Source organism: Rhodococcus sp. 1163, assembly GCF_002091985.1.
GTDB lineage: Bacteria > Actinomycetota > Actinomycetes > Mycobacteriales > Mycobacteriaceae > Rhodococcoides.
The window spans coordinates 20,242-40,027 of the sequence record NZ_MKKX01000006.1; the positions used below are offsets into that span (position 1 = coordinate 20,242).

Consider the following 19,786-nt stretch of genomic DNA (forward strand, 5'->3'; position numbering starts at 1 on the left):
CGTGATGAACGCAGAGGACATCGGTGGTCCGGAGCGGGTAGCTGTTCGTGCACGGCACACATACCCTGACGAGCTCGACGACGATTTCAGAGCGAGTCTGGCAGACCTGGGTAAGCTCGCGATGAGCACGTTGACCCTGTCGGAGACGCTGTCCCACGTGGCAGAGTTCGCGGTGCGGGCCATCCCCGGCGCCGATGGGGCAGGGCTGACGCTTCTCCATTCGGACAAGCCTCCAACGATCGTCGCCAGCGCGGACTTCGTGCGAGTGGTCGACGGCATTCAGTACGGGCTGGGGCAAGGCCCGTGCATCACGGCCGCCTCGGAGGGCATCACAGTTCGGTCCGGTTCGCTCGACGCAGATCCTCAATGGCCAGAGTTCGGGCCCCAGGTCGGTCATCTGGGAGTTCATAGTGTGCTGTCGCTGCCGTTGATCACCCGAGCCGGTGTGCTCGGAGCGATGAATGTCTACGCCCATCAGCCGGATGCGTTCGACGACCGCTCCGTAGAACTCGGCGAACTCTTTGCAGTCCCCGCCGCCGTCTCGGTTCAGAACGCACGTGCGTTGGCCAGCGCCGTGCAACTCACCGAGCAGCTCGAAAAGGCTCTCAGCAGCCGAGCGGTGATCGATCAGGCAATCGGTATTCTGATCAGCAGAAGCGGATGCAGCGGCACTGAAGGGTACGAAAAACTTCGAACGCTCAGCCAGAACGAACACAAGAAGCTCGCTGTTGTGGCCGATACGGTGGTCGCCGAGGCGATGAAGACTGCCCGTTCGCGTCTTCGACGGAAATAAGTCCGTCGCATGGTGCTGTGAGCATCGCCCACCGAAAGAGGGTAACGTCGACGGCGCAGGTGAACCCGAGACTTGGAGTCCGACTTTGGTCTCTCACGTGCATCTCCCTAACGGAAATTTGACTCCGCAGGGTCCTGGAAGTATCGAACAGGCGATCGGGCCGCACTGGATTTTCGATGGAACTACAACGTCGGTTGATGGCCGACCTTTTCCTACTTACCGAAGCGCTCGACAGTGACACAGTCGATCTCGCACATCTGGCGCTCCGGCTGGTGTCCGACATCGACGATGCCGTGTCGTCCGTCGTCTCCGTTTCTCTCACCATCACGATCGATGGTGGACAGTTCGAGGTTGCGGCGTCGACGGAGGATGGCAATGCGTGCGGTGCTGCCTCGTCTCTACGGATCACTCTGCCGGGTTTACCGAAGACGTCTGCCGTTGCGCAACTGGTGATTCTCTCCGGGACAGCCGGTGCTTTCGTCAATCTCGCTGCGGACGTGAGCTATTCACTCGGACTGGCCGGCGACGCGATCGTCCTAGACGACCGTATTCGACACACCGACAAAAATGAGCCGGCTGCAACAGATGTTCAGCGGACGCTGACTGCGGTCAGCGTAATCAATCAGGCAGTGGGAGTGCTCATCGAGAGCGGCCGAACACCCTGCGAGGGACGCGCGGAATTGCATCGTCTTGCGCTGCAGTCGGGCTCACCGACTATCGAGATTGCCCGACGGGTCCTACGTGATGCCCTCGGATGGCATCCGCCCCGATGCTAGCGGATCGACTATGATGCATGAAAATCGATGCAGCACTGGAGGATCGAAAAGGTAGCCGCTGTCATTTGAACCGATCGGCGATGATGTGGCGCGGAAGTTGGAGCGGACTCGGATAGGCAACGAGAATTCGGTTTCCATCCGGGTCCCGTCCGTCGAGGAACTTCACTCCGCCGGCGCTGTGAATGTACGTGGACGGATAGTGCTGTCGCAATCGTTCACCGACCTGTTCGAGTTCTTTCTCGGTTGCAGTGGACCACATGACCTCTTTTACTCCGAGGGCGCCGATTGGGCGTTGCACCAGAGATCGGTCCGCGTACAGATAGATCTGAAATCCGTCCGGTGCCAACAATAGTGCCGCATCCGGCTCCCGTAACGCGACGGTGCATTCGAAGACCTCGCAGTAGAACTTGGTCGAGATCTCGAGCTCGAGTACTCCCATCAACATCGACGAGACGGCCACCGAAGGAATGTTGGGTGGCACGGACCCGGCGTTGCCCGCGCTAGTGATGATCCCTCGAATGAACGACGAGCACGGGGCATCGAGCATGCTCGGCGCACTGTGCACTGACCGATCCCAACAGCAGACCGACGAACCCACCACGGCCGCGGCTTCCCACGACGAGCATGTCTGCCACTCGACTGGCGTCGAGCAGTACCTGCGCTGGAACACCTTGTACCGCACTCTGTCCGATGTCAGTCGGTGCATCGTCACCGAATGCGGCAACGATCGATTCGGCCATAATTTGCTTGGCGTCCTCATCGGGGTGAATGTCGTTGGCGAAGCCCTCACCCATGTATGTCGGATACTGCCACGCAGCCATGACATCTATGCCGATTCCCAATGCCTCCGATATCCGTCGCGCTTGCTGTAGTGCCAGGATCGAGGAGGGTGAACCGTCGACGCCCACCACTATGTGGCCTGTGGATTCAGAAGGACCCGTCTGGGGCCCGCTGGTCGGTGTTGTACTCATCTGTTGAGACTGCGCGTTGGTTGCGCGTCTCGTCAGAGTCTTTTGTCCCGATATGTCAGGGACCACGTGGGACCCGAAAAGGGGTAGCGTCGACGGTGCTGAGAACTTCAGCTGGTTCGGGAAGAATTTCGCCGTCCGCCGCGGAATTGCTGGGGTATTCGGCTCCGCGGCCCGTACGAGTCGCTGATCGTCTGTAAGTCTGGATCGCCATGACGGTTTCACACAGCTCTTCTGTTGAGCGGTCACCCGTGCTCTGCGGTAAATATGCCGCGCTCGTTCATGTCTCAGGTTCCCAGTGATGAATGCGCTGGTCGTGGTGGTTGTCATTTTCATCGCGCTGATCCTGCTGCTGCTGGCGTTGTCGGTGCGGGTCGTCAAGCAGTACGAGGACGGTGTGCTCTTCCGGCTGGGTCGGGTAATCGGAGAACGTGCACCGGGCCTGAGATTCATCATTCCGTTCGTAGATGTGCTGCATAGAATTTCGTTGCGAATTGTGACGATGCCGATCCAGTCACAAGGCATCATCACCCGCGACAACGTAAGCGTCGACGTCTCGGCGGTGGCTTACTTCAAGGTGGTCGACGCGGTGAAGTCGGTCGTCGCGATCGAGAACGTCTACTCGGCGATCGACCAGATCGCACAAACCACGCTGCGCAAGGTCGTCGGCCAACACACCTTGGACGAGACCTTGTCGGAGACCGACAAGATCAACCTCGACATCCGGGCCATCCTGGACGTCACCACTATCGAATGGGGCGTGCAGGTCACCCTGGTCGAACTCAAAGACATCCAATTGCCCGACACGATGAAGCGAGCGATGGCCCGACAAGCGGAAGCCGAGCGAGAGAAGCGCGCGAAGATCATTGCCGCCGAGGGCGAATCGTTGGCTGCGGCAGCGTTGGGTGACGCGTCCGACACCATGATGGCGCATCCATTGGCGTTGCAGCTACGCAACTTGCAGACACTGGTCGAGCTCGGCGTCGACAAGAACACCACCGTCGTTTTCCCAGCACCGCTGATGTCGACGATCGCCGAGCTCGGGAGTTTCCTGGCTCGGGAGGGATCGGCAGCGGTCGAGCCCGCGACGCAGGTTCCCTCTTCTGCGCCGACCGCAATGGTGCCGAACCGCAAAGCCGCGGACGAGGGTTTGCGGTGATCGCCACGGCCCACAAATTCGGTGCCGCCGCACCCACCGGTGCCGAAGTCGACCGACAGTGAAGTTCCCCATGACGAGAACAAGGACACCCATGACCGACACCGTAGTGATGCCACACGCCAACACACTGGAACCTGAACTACTGCGGAGGATGCACGCTTACTGGCGCGCGGCGAATTACCTCTCGGTCGGTCAGATCTACCTCTATGACAATCCGCTGTTGACCAGGCCGCTGGTGCTCTCGGATGTCAAACCGCTCGTTGTCGGTCACTGGGGAACGACGCCGGGGCAGAACTTCATCTATCTGCATCTGAATCGTGCAATCAACAAGTACGGCCTGGACATGTTCTACGTTGCGGGGCCCGGTCATGGTGGTCCTGCTCTCGTCGCGAACACCTATCTGGAAGGTTCTTACTCAGAGATCTATCCCGACGTGAGCCAGGATGAGGCGGGGATGAAGAAGCTGTTTACCCAATTCTCCTTTCCTGGAGGCATTTCCAGTCACGTGGCGCCGACGACTCCGGGTTCGATTCACGAAGGTGGAGAACTCGGCTATTCGCTGAGCCACGCTTTCGGCGCCGCATTCGACAATCCGGATCTGATCGTGGCGTGCATCATCGGCGACGGTGAGGCCGAGACCGGTCCGCTGGCCACAGCGTGGCATTCGACCAAATTTCTCAACTCCATCAGCGATGGAGCGGTCCTACCGATCCTGCATCTCAACGGATTCAAGATCAGCAATCCCACCCTGCTCTCGCGGATAGAACCCGAGGAACTCGATCAATTCCTTCGTGGCTGCGGGTGGGATCCACGCTACGTCGAAGGTGACGATCCGGACGTGATGCACGAGCTCATGGCTACTGTGCTGGACGAAACGATCGAGACCATTCACGCCATCCAACACCACGCCCGAACGACGGGTAACAGCGCAAGACCGAGGTGGCCGATGATCGTGCTGCGGTCGCCGAAGGGGTGGACCGGTCCGAAGTTCGTGGACGGCGTGAAGATCGAAGGGACGTTTCGGGCACACCAGGTACCACTGCTGGTCGACGAGGCGCATCCGCAGCACGTCGAGCAACTCGACGCGTGGATGCGCAGTTACGAACCTGATGAGCTCTTCGATCCGTCCGGTCGCCTTCTTCCCGAACTAGCCGAACTTGCTCCCTATGGACCGAGGCGGATGGGAGTCAACCCACACACCAACCCGGGCGTGCGCCGTGACCTCGTGATGCCCGACTACCGCACCTACGCCGTGGCCGTGACCGCGCACGGTGCAGTGAGCGCCGAAGACACCCGAGTGCTCGGGACCTTCCTGCGCGACGTGATAACCGCGAACGACGAGGCACGCAATTTCCGCATCTTCGGGCCCGACGAAACGCTGTCCAACAATCTCGGCGCTGTCTTCGAAGTCACCGACCGGCAGTGGGAAGCTCGCACCGTAGACAACGACGAAGATCTTGCGACCCAGGGGAGGGTCCTGGATTCGATGCTCAGCGCCCATCAGAGCGAGGGTTGGCTCGAGGGCTACCTGCTCACTGGACGGCACGGGCTGTTCAACTGCTACGAAGCATTCATCCACATCGTCGACTCGATGTTCAACCAGCACGCCAAATGGCTCAAAATAACTTCGGAACTACCGTGGCGGCGAAACATCGCCTCCCTGAACTATCTACTCGCTTCCCACGTCTGGCAGCAGGACCACAACGGATTCACCCATCAAGACCCCGGCTTCCTCGACCACGTCGTCAACAAGAAAGCCGACATCGTCCGGATCTATCTGCCTCCGGACGCCAACTGTCTACTGTCGGTGGCGGACCACTGCCTCCGCAGCCGCCATTACGTCAACGTGATCGTCGCGGGCAAACACCCGATGCCGCAATGGCTCACCATCGAGCAGGCCGAAGTGCACTGCACCGAAGGAATCGGCATCTGGGAATGGGCCGGCAACGACGCCGGTGACGAACCTGACATCGTATTGGCGTGCTGCGGCGACACCCCGACCCTCGAAGTGTTGGGAGCGGTGTCGATCCTGCGGGAACACCTGCCTGAGCTGAAGGTTCGGGTCGTCAACGTCGTGGACCTGATGAAGCTGCAATCCCCGAGCGAGCACCCGCATGGATTGTCCGACGGCGATTACGACTCGATGTTCACCGTCGGCAAGCACATCATCTTCGCTTTCCACGGGTACCCGTCTCTGATCCACCGACTCACCTATCGTCGTACAAATCGAAATCTTCATGTCCGTGGATACAACGAAGAAGGCAGTATCACAACCGAATTCGATATGAGGGTGCAGAACAGGCTCGACCGATTCCACCTCGTCATGGACGTCATCGACCGGCTCCCGGAACTTGGTGGCACTGCCGACTACCTCAAGCAGACGATGGCCGACAAGCTCGTCGAGCACAACCGCTACATCGATATTCATGGCCAGGACCTTCCCGAGATTCGCAACTGGATCTGGAACCCCGCGTCGTGACGAGCACAGCGGCCCGGGAGCCGGCGACTGAGATCGATCGACCGGGCATTGCGTACCTGGTGGCTGCGGCGAATGCTTTGGTCCCCGCCGACAAGGGCCTGCTGGCAATCGACGAGTCCATCCCCACCTGCAACAAAAGATTCGCTGCACTCGGGATTGCCGAGACCGAGGACAACCGACGAAGCTATCGAGAACTGATTGTCACTACGCCCGGCCTCGCCGACAGCATCAGCGGAGTCATCCTGTGTGACGAAACGATTCGCGAGAACACCTCTGGCGGTCATGCGTTCGCTACCGTCCTGGCGAATCGGGACATCGTCCCCGGTATCAAGGTGGACCGCGGTACCCACCCGCTGGCAGGCCATCCTGGCGAGAAAGTGACCGAAGGTCTCGACGGGCTGCGCGAACGTCTGGTTCGGTACGCCGAGTCGGGGGCCCGGTTCGCCAAGTGGCGGGCTGTGTTCACCATCGGCCCGGCCACGCCGAGCCGCGCATGCATAGAGGCCAATGCCCACGCACTGGCCCGTTACGCAGCTCTGTGTCAGGAAACCGGTCTCGTTCCCGTCGTGGAACCCGAAGTGCTCATGACCGGCGACCACACCGCGGCCCGATGCGGCGAGGTAACCGAAACTGTTCTGCGAGAGGTTTTTTCTCAGCTACACATGAACGGTGTCGTGGTCGAGGCCATGCTGCTCAAGATCAACATGGTCCTTCCCGGGCTCGACTGCCCAATTCAGGAGAGCGTCGAAGACGTCGCCGAGGCTACTATCTCTTGCCTGCGCCGGACCGTGCCCGCGGCGACCGCTGGAATCGTTTTTCTCTCCGGTGGCCAATCCGGTGATCTAGCGACGGCACGACTCGACGCCATCAACTCCGCAGAACTTCCGATATTGCCGTGGCCCGTCGGGTTTTCCTACGGCAGAGCAATTCAACAACCTGCCCTGTCCATCTGGGACGGACAGGATGCGAATGCTGCCGCCGCACAACGCGCCCTACGTCAACGCGCTGAAAATAATCAGGACGCACGACGTGGCAAGTACACGTCCTCAACCGTCCTCACCCCGACGTGAGCGACCCGACACGATGAAACTAATCATCATTCGTCATGGTGAAACCGAGTGGACAGTACACCGAAGATACACCGGCAGTACCGATCTGGACTTGACACCGCACGGTCGTGGACAAGCTTCCGCACTGGCGCCTTTAATAGATCGCATGTTGTCCGGCCACAGTGCGCGAGCGATTTCCAGTCCCCTCGGACGTGCAACTGAGACCGCTGCCCTCGCCCTCCCCGGTTGGCCGGTCACAGTGGATCCACTCGTCTCGGAATACGATTACGGCGACTACGAGGGTCTGACGAAAACCCAGATCGACTCTCTGGCACCCAGTTGGGACATCTGGAGAGACGGTTGTGCCCACGGCGAATCCACCGAGGCTGTCGGGAAGCGGGCCGATTCCTTTCTCGATGCGCAACCAGGGACGGGCGACGAGGCGGTAGTAGTTGTCACCCACGGGCACTTTTCTCGAATTTTGGCTGCGCGGGCGTTAGGCCTGACCCCCGAGAGTGGGCGGCTGTTCGCCAGCATCACCGCGTCCATTTCAGTGATCGAGGACTACCACGGCGAGCGCTGCGTCGGGCGGTGGAATGTGGATGCGGCGCTGCTCCCCAGATGAACGGAAATACTACCCAGGAGACGTCTTTTGGGTCATGTGCGACGACGTTGCTCATGGATAGGTTCCGGGTAGAAGCAGGACAACACGACTTTCTCTGGCGGACCACCTGTCGTTTGCCTGAACGCGGCAGGATCGGGATCTTCAACCGCTCGTACTACGAGGACGTCCTCATCGCTCGTGTCCATCCCGAGATCCTGCAAGGGCACGGCACACCGGAGCGTCACCGCGAGCTCGAGTCTTTTCGTAGTCAGCTCAGCAAGTGACCGGAAGTATGCGCTGGGGAAAGTACTTCCATTTACCTACGACGGAGTCGCCTGTGCACCGGCGCGCGCCCCGCCGGTTGAGTGGGCGTCGGCCGCGGCGTCGGATGAGGGATCGGTAGCTGCAAAGGTTGTCCGGCGATGACCTGGGCGGGGTGTCCGTGGTGGACGACGTCCATCGGAGCCCCGTCGGTGAGGGAGTAGCGAGCAGATCCCTGGGTGACTTCGACATACAGTCGTTGACCGCGCAGAAACAAGGTGAATGCGAGCCGGGTTATGCCCTCCGGCAGGCGAGGCCCGAATACGAGGGCGCCGTCGTCGTGGTGGCGCATCCCGCCGAGCCCGCCGACCAGCGCAATCCAGGTCCCCGCCAACGATGCAATGTGGAGGCCGTCACGGGTGTTGTGTTCGAGGTTGTCCAGGTCCATCAACGCGGCCTCGCCGAGGTAGTCATGGGCGAGACCGAGATGGCCGACCTCGGCGGCGATGACCGACTGAATGCATGCCGACAGCGAGGAGTCCCGGACAGTGATTGCCTCGTAGTAGTCGAAGTTTCGTGCTTTCTGCTCGGTTGTGAACGCGTCACCGCGCAGATACATGGCAAGCACCAGGTCGGCTTGCTTCGTGACCTTGCGACGGTAGAGATCGAAGTATGGAAAGTGAAGCAGCAGTGGATAGTTCCCGGCATCGGTGGCAGCAAAGTCCCAACTCTGATGTTCCAGGAAGCCCTCGGCTTGCGGGTGCACACCCTGCTCGTCGTCGTAGGGCACGTACATGCCATGCGCGGCGTCGCGCCAAGCCGCGGTCTCCTCGTCGTCGACGTCGAGGTCACGGGCCCGTTCGGGGTAGCGGTGGGTGGTGTCGGCAGCGGCCTGCAGGTTCTGTTGTGCCATCAGGTTGGTGTAGACGTTGTTGTCGGCGATTGCACTGTATTCATCCGGTCCGGTGACCCCGTCGATGCGGAACCTGCCCGTGTCGTCGTGATGACCGAGGCTGTGCCACAGCCGGGCGGTCTGCACCAGCAATTCCACGCCGACGGTCCGTTCGAATTCTGTGTCCCCGGTGACGCGTACGTAACGGACGACCGCGTCGGCGATATCGGCAGCGATATGAAACGCAGCCGTGCCGGCCGGCCAATAGCTCGAGCATTCCTCACCTGCGATGGTGCGCCACGGAAACGCTGCGCCCCGCAGACCCAGATGAGCAGCTCGATCCAGCGCGGCAGGCAAGGTGGCGTGGCGCCAACGCAACGCGTGTGCGGCGGCGTCCGGTGAAGTGTAGGTGAGCACAGGAAGCACGAATGTTTCGGTGTCCCAGAAGGTGTGGCCATTGTACCCGGGACCGGTGAGGCCTTTCGCCGGGATTGCTTTGCCCTCGGCGCGGGCACCTGCTTGCAATACATGAAACATCGCGAACCGCACGGCCTGTTGGATCTCGGCGTCTCCCTCGACCTCGACATCGGCGCGGTCCCAGAAGTCGTCGAGGTAGTCGCGTTGCTCGGCGAGTAAGCCGTCCCACCCGGTGGCGGCGGTGAGCGCCCCAGCGACCTGAGCGCGTACCCCCGGCAACGAACGCGTACTCGACCAGCCGTAGCCGACGAACTTGACCAGGTGGAGCGGTTGTCCGGGGCTCAGGTCCGCGGTCACTGTCACGCGGGCAAGATCCGGGTAGCTCGCCACGTCCTGCTGTACTGCCGGGCCGGTCACTACGTGGTCCATCGCGCACCCGATCCGCAACTGACTGCCCCGCGTGCAGTGCAGCAGTTCGGCCCAGGCTGCGTGGGAAGAATGTGCCTCCGATTGCAGCGGTGAGTCGAGGGGCGAGGAAGCCCGTGGGTCATTGTCGTCGGTCGGCGGCATCTGCTCGTTGGCGACGAGTTCGGATTGCACGACGACTCGGGCCGGACCGTCCAGGACCTCCACGTCGTAGGCGATCGCAGCTACCGCCCGTTGCACCAGAGATACCAGACGTACCGAGGTGACCCGGATGCGGCGACCGGCCGGCGAGGTCCAGTCGACGCTGCGGCTCAGTACCCCGGCTCGCAAGTCGAGCACTTGTTCGTGAGTGTGCAATTCACCGTAGCGAATGTCGAAGGGTTCGTCGTCGATGAGTAGCCGAATGAGTTTTCCATCGGTGACGTTGATAACCGTCTGGCCGGACTCCGGGTAGCCGTATCCGGCCTCCGCATACGGCAGACGGCGTTGCTCCCACACCCCGTTCAGATAGGACCCCGGCAGACCGCTCGGTTCACCTTCGTCGAGGTTTCCGCGCCACCCGATGTGCCCGTTCGACAATGCAAACACCGACTCGGTCTGTGCCAACAAGTTGAGATCGAACGAGGTTGCGCGAATACACCACGGGTCGACGGTGAAGGACGGATTCAGAATCATCGCCGGTCGAACAGTTCGGCCAGATCGGTCACCACGATGTCGGCCCCATGCGCACGTAGCGCGTCGGCTTGCCCGACCCGATCGACTCCTACGACGAAACCGAAGCCGCCTGCTCGACCTGCCGCCACCCCGGCGAGAGCGTCCTCGAACACCGCCGCCTGTGATGGTTCCACCTGCAGCGCATGTGCACCCGCGAGGAACGTGTCGGGTTCCGGTTTGCCTCGCAGATGGTCGCGGCGCGCGACGACTCCGTCGATTCGGGCGTCGAAAAGATCCTCGATCCCCGCCGAGGCGAGCACGTCACGGCAGTTGATGCTCGACGAGACCACTGCGCGCGCCAATCCGGCGTCACGCGCTGCGTGCACATAGCGGACTGATCCCTCGTAGGCCGTCACCCCGTCGCGGTGGATCATTCGGAGCAAAATTGTGTTGTTTCGTGCCCCCAGGCCCTGCACGGTGTACCGCTCTGGCTGCTCATCGTCGGCTCCTTCGGGCAACTCGATTCCGCGCGACTCGAGGAAGGACCGTGTCCCATCTGCACGTGGTTTGCCGTCGACGTAAGCGTCATAGTCGGAGACCCGGTCGAACGGCACGAATTCGGTATCCGACTTCTCGGCCCGATCTCGGAGATAGGCGTCGAACATCTGTTTCCATGCAGCCGCGTGCACTGTAGCTGTTTGCGTCAGCACACCGTCGAGATCGAACAGACAGCCGCGTACCTGATCCGGGAGACCCAACACGACGTCGACGCTACGCTGCCACCCGCCGCGGCAAGGAACCATCAGCACTTTAAATTCTCTTGGCAATTATTTGTATTTGGATGAGGACCGGCAAGATTCACCTCAATTTGTATCCGCGACGGCGCTACTGTTGGTGTGAGAATTCACCTCACGGCCGTCGGCTGTATGGGCATGTCGTCGGAGGTCTGTCTCGGTACGGCGGCCTGGAGCGGACTGATCGAGCGCTAAGGGAAATACAGATGACGGAGTTCACCGAAGTGGTTCACAATATTCGAGCTGGATCGTTGACTGCGGAGCAGGTCAGCACAGATTTCGACGACTTGCGAAGCGCTATAGGTGAATTGGCAGGGCTGGTGGCGGGTAGCGGCGGGCTCCTCGAGTTGTTGACCGACGTCGCGGCTTTCGCAGTTCGTGCGATCCCCGGCGCGGATGGTGCTGGGGTAACACTGTTGCGCGTCGACCGGACCGACAACTTGGTCGAGGCGTTGGCAGCGAGCGCCCCGTTCGTCGCCGAAATCGACAAGATTCAGTATGTGACGCTGCACGAGGGGCCCTGCATCACCGCAGCCTCGGAGCGCCGCACAGTGCGGTCGGGGTCATTGGGCGGGGAGCAGATGTGGCCGCGATTCGGTCCGCGTGTGGGCAGACTCGGCGTGCACAGTGCACTGTCGCTACCGCTGTTGCTGCCTGACCGTGTGGTCGGGGCCATCAACGTCTACGCCCGAGGTAAGCATGTCTTCGGTGAGCACGCCGTCGAGCTCGGGGAACTGTTCGCCAAACCCGCGGCAGTCGCCGTCCGCAATGCCCAGATCCTCGCCCAGGCGACGACACTGGCTGCTCAGCTACAGAGCGCTCTGTCGACACGGCCGGTGATCGATCAAGCGATCGGCCTGCTTCGCGGACGCAGCGGGAGCAGTGCCGAGGACGCTTTCAGTCAACTGAGGGCGATCAGCCAGGCCGAGCATCGCAAATTGGGGGAGGTGGCCCAACACATTGTCGACGAAGCCGTTCGCCGTGCGATTGCCCGTCACCACCCGGTCTGAATCGCGACCGCTCCGCCCAGGTCGATGGGGTGTAGCGTCAACTGTGTTGAGACACTCAGCCAGTCCGAAATGAAGGTGGCTGTCAGCCGCACCCCTCAGAGCAATCGCTCACAGCCGGACACTTCGGTGACACCGCAATTTTCGGGGATCGCCATGAATTTTTCACCGGACCTTTTCGCGCCCAATGTCTTTGGTGCCGGCAGCAGGTCAGCGCTATGACCGCGGCTGACCCGCAGACCGCGCCGCGACGGTCCGCGGACCAGCCTGCACCGGATATCGATTTCAAGTCGGTGCCGCTGGCCACAGTAAAGACGCAGCTCGGCTACTCACCGGACGGGCTGAGCATTGCCGATGCTGCGAAGCGGTTGGTGCAGTTCGGGCCGAACGAGATTGCTGAACACAAGACCAATCCACTGCTGAAATTCCTGAGCTACTTCTGGGGCCCGATCCCGTGGATGATCGAGATCGCCGTCATTCTGTCCGGCGCAGTCGGGCACTGGCCGGATTTCTTCATCATTCTGGTGCTGCTAGTGGCGAACGGTGTCGTCGGATACACCGAGGAACGTCAGGCAGGCAACGCGATCGACGCGCTCAAAGCCAAGTTGGCTATTACTGCGCGCGTCACCCGCGATGGTAAGTCGATTTCGGCACCGGCACGAGAGCTGGTGCCGGGTGACGTTATCCGCTTACGTCTCGGTGACATCGTTCCTGCTGATGCACGACTGCTCGATGGTGATGACATCGAGGTCGATCAGTCGGCACTGACCGGAGAGTCTCTGCCTGCTGCTGCCGCAACCGGCGACGCGGTGTTCTCGGGGTCGGTCATCCGACAAGGGGAAGCCAGTGCGTTGGTGTACGCCACCGGTAGCGGCACCTATTTCGGGAAGACCGCGGAATTGGTGCAAGACGCGCACACAGTGAGCCATTTTCAAAAGGCTGTGCTTCAGATCGGCAACTACCTGATCATTCTGGCGGTTGCGCTTGTCTCGCTCATCGTCTTGGTAGCAGTGCTGCGCGGAGACCAGATCCTCACGACTCTGCAGTTCGCTCTGGTCCTGACCGTTGCGTCGATCCCGGTGGCAATGCCGACCGTGTTGTCGGTGACGATGGCCGTAGGCGCACGGCTGCTCGCCAAGAAGCAGGCAATCGTGAGCCGATTGGTTGCCATCGAGGAACTTGCCGGTGTGGACGTGCTGTGCGCCGACAAAACAGGCACACTCACCCAGAATTCACTCACGTTGGGTGTCCCGTTCGCCGTCGATGGTGTGACCCCGGCAGCTGTCGTTCTCGATGGTGCGCTGGCCTCGCGCGCGGACAACGACGACCCCATCGACCGTGCAGTCTTGGGCGGACTCGACGATGAGACAATCTTGAACACCTTCACAGTCACTCATTTCGCACCTTTCGACCCGGTGCACAAACGCACCGAGGCTACCGTCAGCGCATCCGACGGGGCTACGTTCCGAGTCACGAAGGGCGCGCCACAGGTCATCTTGGCGCTGGCCACACCGTCTGAACAGATCACCCGAGCCGCCGACGGTGCCGTCGATGATTTCGCCGCGCACGGATTCCGGTCGCTGGGCGTGGCCCGCGCCGACAAAGACGGTGACTGGCGCTTCGTCGGAGTCCTGCCCTTGTTCGATCCTCCGCGCGAGGACGCTGCGGAAACCATCTCCACCGCTGCCGCGATGGGCGTCACCGTCAAGATGGTCACCGGCGATGCGCTGGCCATCGCCAAAGAAACTGCGTCCAAAATTGGTTTGGGCACACACATTCTAGATGCAGCGGCATTGGGTGACGTGAAGAAGAACGAATCGGCAGCGGTGACCGAATCCATCGAGATTGCAGACGGTTTCGCTCAAGTCTTTCCAGAGCACAAGTACCACATCGTCGACGTGCTACAGAAGCGTGGCCACATCGCCGGCATGACCGGGGACGGGGTCAACGACGCCCCCGCATTGAAGAAGGCGGACTGCGGCATTGCCGTCTCCGGTGCCACCGACGCCGCCCGCGCGGCCGCCGATATCGTACTGATGACTCCTGGTCTCTCGGTCATCATCGAGGCGATCAAGGAGAGCCGCAAGATCTTTCAGCGGATGAACAGCTACGCCATCTACCGCATCGCGGAGACGTTGCGGGTGCTGCTGTTCATGACCGTTGCCATCCTGGTCTTCAACTTCTATCCGGTCACCGCCATCATGATCGTGATGCTCGCGCTGCTCAACGACGGCGCCATATTGTCCATTGCCTATGACAAAGTGCACTACCGCAACGAACCCGAAGCATGGAACATGCGCATGGTGCTCGGTATTGCCACAGTTCTGGGTGTGGTTGGGCCGATCGCCGCTTTCGGATTGTTCTACCTGGGGGACCGTGTCTTCGAACTCGGCCACGCGCGCGTACAGACGTTGATGTATCTCATGCTTTCCGTCGCCGGGCACCTGACGATCTTCCTGACCCGCACCCGCGGGCCGTTCTGGTCCATTCGGCCCGCCCGCATCCTGCTGATCGCTGTCTGCGGCACCCAGGCCGTCGCGACTCTCATAGCCGTCTACGGGCTCTTCATGTCCCCTCTCGGCTGGGGATGGGCCGCGGCAGTCTGGGGTTACGCACTCCTGTGGTTCCTTGTCAGTGACCGCATCAAACTCCTTGCCTACCGAATCCTCGATCCGCGACCTCATCATCGTTGGGTGAATTCGACTGCGACGTAATTGGTGTGCTCTCGGCTTCCAATCGGGAACTGAGGGCGCTCACGGCTTCTCCTACGGATTCGAACAGGTGCTCCTCTCCGATCAGCGCGAGCAGTCCACTCCGCGCCAAACCTCTGCGCGCCGTCTTGCTGGTTCTTGCCATTGCGAAGGTGATTCCTCTCGAGCGGAGTTGATCGATCAACTGCCGCAATGAGTGCGCTCCCGTGTAGTCGATATCGGTCATCCCCATCGTGTCGAGCACGACGAGGTGCAGGGGATCATCCGCGGCGTCGATTGTGGCGGTGATCTCGGTTCGAAATTCGGTTGCGTTGGCGTACCACAGAGGTGTCGCGAACTGCACGACGAGTACCCCGGGAACCTTCCTCGCTTGTTCGGTGTAGCTCAGGGGCACCCAACTGGTTGTCGATGGGATGTGTCCCAGTACGTGAAGGTGGGGACGTGCGCTGAGGCGGGTGCGGTCCAGAATTGCCAACGCTACCGCCACGCCGATGCCGTACTCGACACCAACGAGGGCAACTGTCAGGAGAGTGACCACAGCGAGAGCGAACTCGAAACGGTCGTAGCGGGCGATATCGATCAGCTCGCGTACGTGCACGATTCGGGTGGCGATGAAGATCAGAATCGCAGCCAGGGTTGCCACCGGCAGGTTCTCGAGGAGCGCCAGAGCGGGGATCAGCAACACGAGCGCGCAGGCAGCAGCGATGCCCGCTACCTGGGTCCGTCCCGACGCCGAAACCACTGCTGCAGTTCGTGGCGGGCTCGCGTTCACCGGAAACGCACCCACCAGGCCTGCGGCGACATTGCCGGCTCCGATGCCGAGGAAGTCGCGATTGACATCCACGTCATAACCGCCCTTGTCGGCGAAAGCGCGCGTGGTCGCCGCACTCTGGCTGACGATCACCAGTGCGACGACACCGGCGATGGGCGCAAGTGTGCTCAACGCCGACCACGACACCCCGTGCAGGCCGAGATGTGGAGCGCCGTGTGCGAGCGAACCCAGCACTGCTACCCCGTGGGAAGTCAGATTCAACGCACCGACGAGTATCGTCGATCCCACCAGTGCGATCAACGCACCCGGAATCCGTCGATCCACCTGATCGGCGAGAAACACGACAGCGAAAACCCCGGCCCCGATACCCAACGTCCAGCCGTTTACCATGGCCGGATCGCTGACGATCAGTCGGATTCGGTTCAACGTCCCCCCGCTGACGGCTGGCAGGCCGAGCAGGTCGGGCAGCTGATGCACAACAATGATGATCGCGACTCCACCGAGGAACCCAGCGATGATCGGCGTCGACAGGAACTCGGCAATCCATCCGAGTCGCAGTAGGCCCACCAGGGCCACGATCACACCCACCATCACCGCGAGGATTCCCACCGACGCCACATAATCACCGGGGGCGGTCGATACCGCAGTGGCGATTCCGACGGCGAAGAGTGGGGCGATCGTCGAATCGGCCCCGATCGACATCTGCCGGTTCGATCCGAGCAACGCGAACAGGAGTGTGCCTGCAACGAACGCGTAGAAGCCCGTGATCGGCGGCATACCTGCCAGCCGTGCAGTGGCCAATTGCTCGGGCACCGCGATCGACAAAAGTGTAAGTCCCGCGAGCAGATCGCCGAGTAGCCAGGACCACCGATAATCCTGCAACGATGAAAACAATACCGGCCGTACACAACGCACCCGACGTGTCAACGCCGACTTCGGATGCATCGATGCCTCCTTGCATCGCCGTCAACTGTGAACATGAACAGCTCGAGCCGGATTGGAGTCAGCCGCGGAGTTGCATTGCTACATGGTCGAGAAGGGTTCGATACTGGAGCAGATCGATATCGCCGCGCGCATAGCGTGCAGCGAACAGCTCCTCCAACGTGCCGGGCCCATCGAGGTGCGTCGCGGTTCGGATGACAGGCGAGCGGAAGCCGAACCGCACAGTCCCGACAGCAGCTGCCACGGCAAGGGTGGCTACGAGCGCGAGCGTCATGAATTTTGTCTTTCTCGGTGACCGGGTGTCGACTTCTTATCATCATTTTGACTCAGCCTCACGGACCAGGAGAAGGGACTTTGTGCCCAAGTGTGCGGCCGAAGGTGTTCAGGCCGTGGTGCACTACAAAAGACGGCGTCAGAATGTGATGACTGCAGCGCCGGCAAAACGGCCGTGGCGGAGATCCCTCAAGGCGAACAGTGCGCGGTCGAAAGGGTAAACCGTAGTTTCGATCGTCAGGTGCGTTCTCTGGCAGCGTTCGAGGAATTGTCGAGCATCGACCCGCGTATTCGCTTCGACGCTCAGCAGTCGCTTTTCGTGGAAAAGATGCCGGTTGTAGTTCAGCCGCGGAATGTCGGTCATGTGAATGCCTGCCAGTACGACGGTTCCCCCGGAGTCGACGGCTTCCAAAGCCGTCGGAACAGCCTCACCGATAGGCGCGAAAACAATGGCGGCGTCGAGCTTCTCCGGTGGTGAATCGAAGGTGCCCTGTGCCGACGCGAGCCCCATCTTCAGTGCGAGCTGTCGGGCACCGAGGTCCCGAGTCATGACGTGCACGGTAGCGCCGTCGGCCTGCGCCAGCTGAGCGACTATGTGTGCGCTCGCGCCGAAGCCGTACAGACCGAGCTTCCCCGACGGCGGGAGTTCGGCTCGGCGCAGGGCGCTGTATCCGATGATCCCTGCGCACAGCAACGGTGCCAGTTCTTCGGTGCTGTACCCGGTCGGTAGTGCCAAGGCATAGTCGGCCGGCACCACCGCGTATTCCGCGAACCCACCGTTGTGATCCCATCCGGTGTACAACGATGCCTTGCAAAGGTTTTCGCGACCACTCACACAAAATCGGCAGTTGCCACAGGTGTGACGCAGCCATGGAATTCCGACAATGTCACCCACGCTGAAGTCGGTCTCGGTGTTGTCTCCGACTTCTGTTATCGCGCCGACGATTTCGTGGCCGGGCACTACGTGCGGCCGATGAATTGGAAGGTCGCCTTCGACGACGTGGAGGTCGGTTCGGCACACGCCGCACGCTTGGACAGATATGAGCAACTCGCCGGACGTCGGTCGAGGCATGTGCTCATCGACCAACTGCAGGGGACTGCCGTCTACGCTGCCCTGTTCGGTGACCCGCCAGGCCTTCACTCAGCGCACCACCAGAATCGGACAGTGCGAACTGTGTACGAGCGATTGCCCGACCGAGCCGCGGATCGAACCCGCCACAGGACCGAGCCCTCGGCTCCCGACGACGACGAGACGCGCTGTTTCGGACGCCCTGCGTAACTCGTGGTCTGCCGATGCCTCGAGACAATGCAGGTGAAGCTCGACCGAGGGATGACGCTCGGAGGTAGCCGTCACACGAGACCCCAGCCAAGCAAGAGATCCCTCTTTCGGTTCCTGTACGTCTGCATCCACCGTTGTCGCCGGCCTATGGCTCCCTGATGAAACCATGTGGAGGGCCATGAGCGGAGCCTTCAAGGTGTCGGCGAACCAGAATGCGCCGAGGATTGCGCCGTGCGAAGAGTCGGAGTTGTCGACACCGACGACGACTGGCTGGGAAGTCACAGCGGGGGCGACGGCATGCGGCCGCCACACGACGACCGGGCATCGGGCGTCGGCGACTATGCGAGTTGCATGGTGGCCGAAGACGACATCTCGAACAGGACTCGAAGGATTGCCTCCGATCACGATCAAATCTGCGGTGTGCGACAGCGCGCCCAGGAACGATGCGATGGGATCGTCGGTCAGCACTGTGTCGACTGCGATGTCGGGATCGATACGATGGACTTCGTTGCGGGATGACCGGAGAAGGCGTTTGCCGAGGAGTCGTGGTTTGGATGCGCGCAGCTCTCGCGTCACCCTGTTCGCCGATTCTCGCTGTGGCAGTGCGTAAACGATCCGAATTCTTGCCTTGACGTCGTGTGCCAACCCGGCCGCCCACGCGAGTGCGCCTCGGGAGGATTCCGACCCATCGACGCCGACGACGATTTCGGTCAACACCGTGTTCGTCCAGACCGTCGTCGATGGAGGCTTGTTCGTTGCGTTCACAGGGTTCTCACGATCGCTCCGTCGACCATCGGGCACAGTGCATCGAGCATAGCCTCGCTTCTACGGTTGCGACTTCACTTCTCCACAGGTTCATCCGACAACCGGCACGAATTCCAGCAGATATCGGGCGGACCGTCGAAGGTGTCACGGGAGTGTCGGAACCGTCGGCTCGGACTCGGCCAGTGTCGCGCCGATCGAGCGCGCCCACCCATCGATCTCTTCGCGTGATCGGTCGTCTCCCTCATCGGCTCGAATGAGCCGCACTACGAGTCTCTCGAACCAGGAAAGCGTCGACAGGTCGAACTTTCCTCCGAAGACACGGTGCTCGACCGCCCACGATGCCTTGTCCATGGCTGATGGTGCCGAGGGCTTACCGGCGGCGCCGATGGGTCCGCTGGAGAACAACCACACCGGGCGTGCTTCGAGTTCGGGCTGTTGGCGCGCGACGAGAGATCGAGCACCTCGCAACCAACGGCCCATGTAGACGGCGCTGCCGATTATCACCGCATCGTATTCGGCGATGCTGTCCACGTCAGCTGCGTCGCGAACCTCCACTGTCGCCGAAACACCGGAATTCTGTAGGGCATCGGTCAGCGAGGACGAAAGCCACTGTCCGATCTCACGTGTCGAACCGTGCCGGCTCGAAGTTGCAATCAGGACGCGCATGACAGTGTTCCTTCTCCTCGAGGCCCGGACTTCGACGCTGTTGCGTCTAGAGTCTCTTGTTCGTAGGCATCACTGTGAACGTGTGTCGCTGGCGCGAAT

At 61.3% G+C, this 19,786-nt stretch carries 18 protein-coding genes; 9 read left to right on the forward strand and 9 right to left on the reverse strand.

What is annotated here, in order from left to right; translation table 11 throughout:
* The first annotated feature begins 4 nt into the window (after positions 1 to 4).
* Positions 5 to 793, forward strand: a complete 789-nt coding sequence (locus BJD99_RS00970) for a GAF and ANTAR domain-containing protein (RefSeq protein ID WP_084344914.1) — start codon at positions 5 to 7, stop codon at positions 791 to 793.
* Positions 794 to 990: 197 nt separating this feature from the next.
* On the forward strand, positions 991 to 1,569 hold the full coding sequence (locus tag BJD99_RS00975; RefSeq protein ID WP_143541987.1) for a hypothetical protein: 579 nt from the start codon (positions 991 to 993) through the stop codon (positions 1,567 to 1,569).
* Positions 1,570 to 1,630: 61 nt separating this feature from the next.
* Here BJD99_RS00975 and BJD99_RS00980 read toward each other — a convergent pair whose 3' ends face one another.
* Both BJD99_RS00980 and BJD99_RS00985 read right to left on the reverse strand, forming a co-directional pair.
* Positions 1,631 to 2,029, reverse strand: a complete 399-nt coding sequence (locus tag BJD99_RS00980; protein ID WP_306294078.1) for a VOC family protein — start codon at positions 2,027 to 2,029, stop codon at positions 1,631 to 1,633.
* A gap of 40 nt (positions 2,030 to 2,069) precedes the next feature.
* Positions 2,070 to 2,540, reverse strand: a complete 471-nt coding sequence (locus BJD99_RS00985; protein WP_084344918.1) for a universal stress protein — start codon at positions 2,538 to 2,540, stop codon at positions 2,070 to 2,072.
* 298 nt (positions 2,541 to 2,838) lie between these two features.
* On the opposite strand from BJD99_RS00985, the gene BJD99_RS00990 reads away from it, so the two are divergent.
* From BJD99_RS00990 to BJD99_RS21080, 5 genes are all read left to right on the forward strand, one after another.
* A complete protein-coding gene (locus BJD99_RS00990) occupies positions 2,839 to 3,696 on the forward strand; it encodes a slipin family protein (protein ID WP_084344920.1) in 858 nt (285 codons plus the stop codon).
* Between the two features lie 91 nt (positions 3,697 to 3,787).
* Positions 3,788 to 6,175, forward strand: a complete 2,388-nt coding sequence (locus BJD99_RS00995) for a phosphoketolase (RefSeq protein WP_179142130.1) — start codon at positions 3,788 to 3,790, stop codon at positions 6,173 to 6,175.
* Positions 6,172 to 7,245: a class I fructose-bisphosphate aldolase gene (locus BJD99_RS01000; protein WP_218775681.1), complete on the forward strand. Its 1,074-nt coding sequence runs from the start codon at positions 6,172 to 6,174 to the stop codon at positions 7,243 to 7,245. Before BJD99_RS00995 ends, BJD99_RS01000 begins: the two co-directional genes overlap by 4 nt.
* Positions 7,246 to 7,258: 13 nt before the next feature.
* Positions 7,259 to 7,849, forward strand: coding sequence for a histidine phosphatase family protein (locus tag BJD99_RS01005; protein ID WP_084344924.1), 591 nt, complete (start codon positions 7,259 to 7,261; stop codon positions 7,847 to 7,849).
* 113 nt (positions 7,850 to 7,962) lie between these two features.
* Entirely contained in the window at positions 7,963 to 8,112 is a 150-nt protein-coding gene (locus BJD99_RS21080) for a hypothetical protein (RefSeq protein ID WP_373270495.1), read from the forward strand.
* 32 nt (positions 8,113 to 8,144) lie between these two features.
* On the opposite strand, the gene BJD99_RS01015 is transcribed toward BJD99_RS21080, so the two are convergent.
* Positions 8,145 to 10,499: a glycoside hydrolase family 65 protein gene (locus BJD99_RS01015; RefSeq protein WP_084344926.1), complete on the reverse strand. Its 2,355-nt coding sequence runs from the start codon at positions 10,497 to 10,499 to the stop codon at positions 8,145 to 8,147.
* Positions 10,496 to 11,281: a beta-phosphoglucomutase family hydrolase gene (locus BJD99_RS01020; protein WP_084345053.1), complete on the reverse strand. Its 786-nt coding sequence runs from the start codon at positions 11,279 to 11,281 to the stop codon at positions 10,496 to 10,498. The genes BJD99_RS01015 and BJD99_RS01020 overlap by 4 nt, the downstream gene beginning before the upstream one ends.
* Positions 11,282 to 11,478: 197 nt before the next feature.
* Between BJD99_RS01020 and BJD99_RS01025 the strand changes: the two genes are divergently transcribed.
* Complete coding sequence (locus BJD99_RS01025; RefSeq protein WP_084344928.1) at positions 11,479 to 12,282, forward strand: GAF and ANTAR domain-containing protein; 804 nt, start codon at positions 11,479 to 11,481, stop codon at positions 12,280 to 12,282.
* Positions 12,283 to 12,497: 215 nt separating this feature from the next.
* Positions 12,498 to 14,993, forward strand: a complete 2,496-nt coding sequence (locus BJD99_RS01030; protein ID WP_084344930.1) for a plasma-membrane proton-efflux P-type ATPase — start codon at positions 12,498 to 12,500, stop codon at positions 14,991 to 14,993.
* On the opposite strand, the gene BJD99_RS01035 is transcribed toward BJD99_RS01030, so the two are convergent.
* The 5 genes from BJD99_RS01035 to BJD99_RS01055 form a co-directional block, all read right to left on the reverse strand.
* A complete protein-coding gene (locus tag BJD99_RS01035) occupies positions 14,923 to 16,707 on the reverse strand; it encodes a SulP family inorganic anion transporter (protein WP_084344932.1) in 1,785 nt (594 codons plus the stop codon). The genes BJD99_RS01030 and BJD99_RS01035 overlap by 71 nt on opposite strands.
* A gap of 58 nt (positions 16,708 to 16,765) precedes the next feature.
* Positions 16,766 to 16,978, reverse strand: coding sequence for a hypothetical protein (locus BJD99_RS01040; protein WP_084344934.1), 213 nt, complete (start codon positions 16,976 to 16,978; stop codon positions 16,766 to 16,768).
* A gap of 138 nt (positions 16,979 to 17,116) precedes the next feature.
* Positions 17,117 to 18,118 (reverse strand): zinc-binding alcohol dehydrogenase family protein, encoded by a 1,002-nt coding sequence (locus tag BJD99_RS01045; protein WP_084344936.1) that lies wholly within the window; start codon positions 18,116 to 18,118, stop codon positions 17,117 to 17,119.
* Positions 18,119 to 19,021 carry a universal stress protein gene (locus BJD99_RS01050; protein ID WP_168708317.1) on the reverse strand — a complete coding sequence of 301 codons (903 nt, stop codon included), beginning with the start codon at positions 19,019 to 19,021 and terminating at the stop codon, positions 18,119 to 18,121. It abuts the gene before it with no gap.
* Positions 19,022 to 19,165: 144 nt separating this feature from the next.
* Positions 19,166 to 19,687 (reverse strand): flavodoxin domain-containing protein, encoded by a 522-nt coding sequence (locus tag BJD99_RS01055; protein ID WP_084344940.1) that lies wholly within the window; start codon positions 19,685 to 19,687, stop codon positions 19,166 to 19,168.
* Between the last annotated feature and the right edge of the window lie 99 nt (positions 19,688 to 19,786).